Source organism: Corynebacterium sp. HMSC08C04, from assembly GCF_001807495.1.
GTDB classification, from domain to species: Bacteria; Actinomycetota; Actinomycetes; order Mycobacteriales; family Mycobacteriaceae; genus Corynebacterium; species Corynebacterium simulans.
The window spans coordinates 1-1,692 of sequence record NZ_KV789214.1; the positions used below are offsets into that span (position 1 = coordinate 1).

The 1,692-nt window shown below is 54.7% G+C and carries 1 rRNA gene; it reads left to right on the plus strand.

The features are described from left to right. Nucleotides 1-71: 71 nt before the first annotated feature. Nucleotides 72-1,588 (plus strand): 16S ribosomal RNA (locus HMPREF3169_RS06985). The last annotated feature ends 104 nt before the right edge of the window (nt 1,589-1,692 follow it).

The window sequence follows — 1,692 nt, forward strand, 5'->3', positions numbered from 1 at the left end:
TTGGTTGGTTTGTCTGTTTGTTAGGTTTGGGCTTTTCACGGCCTGATTTTTTGGCTTTTGTGCTGAATTTTTTTGTGGAGAGTTTGATCCTGGCTCAGGACGAACGCTGGCGGCGTGCTTAACACATGCAAGTCGAACGGAAAGGCCTCAGCTTGCTGGGGTACTCGAGTGGCGAACGGGTGAGTAACACGTGGGTGATCTGCCTTGCACTTCGGGATAAGCTTGGGAAACTGGGTCTAATACCGGATAGGACAGCTGTTTAGTGTCAGTTGTGGAAAGTTTTTTCGGTGCAAGATGAGCTCGCGGCCTATCAGCTTGTTGGTGGGGTAATGGCCTACCAAGGCGTCGACGGGTAGCCGGCCTGAGAGGGTGGACGGCCACATTGGGACTGAGATACGGCCCAGACTCCTACGGGAGGCAGCAGTGGGGAATATTGCACAATGGGCGGAAGCCTGATGCAGCGACGCCGCGTGGGGGATGAAGGCCTTCGGGTTGTAAACTCCTTTCGACAGGGACGAAGCTTTTGTGACGGTACCTGTATAAGAAGCACCGGCTAACTACGTGCCAGCAGCCGCGGTAATACGTAGGGTGCGAGCGTTGTCCGGAATTACTGGGCGTAAAGAGCTCGTAGGTGGTTTGTCGCGTCGTCTGTGAAATTCCGGGGCTTAACTCCGGGCGTGCAGGCGATACGGGCTGACTTGAGTGCTGTAGGGGAGACTGGAATTCCTGGTGTAGCGGTGAAATGCGCAGATATCAGGAGGAACACCGATGGCGAAGGCAGGTCTCTGGGCAGTAACTGACGCTGAGGAGCGAAAGCATGGGTAGCGAACAGGATTAGATACCCTGGTAGTCCATGCCGTAAACGGTGGGCGCTAGGTGTAGGGGGCTTCCACGTCTTCTGTGCCGTAGCTAACGCATTAAGCGCCCCGCCTGGGGAGTACGGCCGCAAGGCTAAAACTCAAAGGAATTGACGGGGGCCCGCACAAGCGGCGGAGCATGTGGATTAATTCGATGCAACGCGAAGAACCTTACCTGGGCTTGACATATAGCGGATCGCTGCAGAGATGTAGTTTCCCTTTGTGGTCGTTATACAGGTGGTGCATGGTTGTCGTCAGCTCGTGTCGTGAGATGTTGGGTTAAGTCCCGCAACGAGCGCAACCCTTGTCTTATGTTGCCAGCATTTGGTTGGGGACTCATGAGAGACTGCCGGGGTCAACTCGGAGGAAGGTGGGGATGACGTCAAATCATCATGCCCCTTATGTCCAGGGCTTCACACATGCTACAATGGTCGGTACAACGCGCAGCGACACTGTGAGGTGGAGCGAATCGCTGAAAGCCGGCCTTAGTTCGGATTGGGGTCTGCAACTCGACCCCATGAAGTCGGAGTCGCTAGTAATCGCAGATCAGCAACGCTGCGGTGAATACGTTCCCGGGCCTTGTACACACCGCCCGTCACGTCATGAAAGTTGGTAACACCCGAAGCCAGTGGCTCAAACTCGTTAGGGAGCTGTCGAAGGTGGGATCGGCGATTGGGACGAAGTCGTAACAAGGTAGCCGTACCGGAAGGTGCGGCTGGATCACCTCCTTTCTAAGGAGCATTATTTTGCCCACAGTTGTGGGTGTGTTGGTTGAGTGCACATGTGTTGTGCTGCCAACGATATTGTTTAATCGGGTGGAGACACACCTTAAACA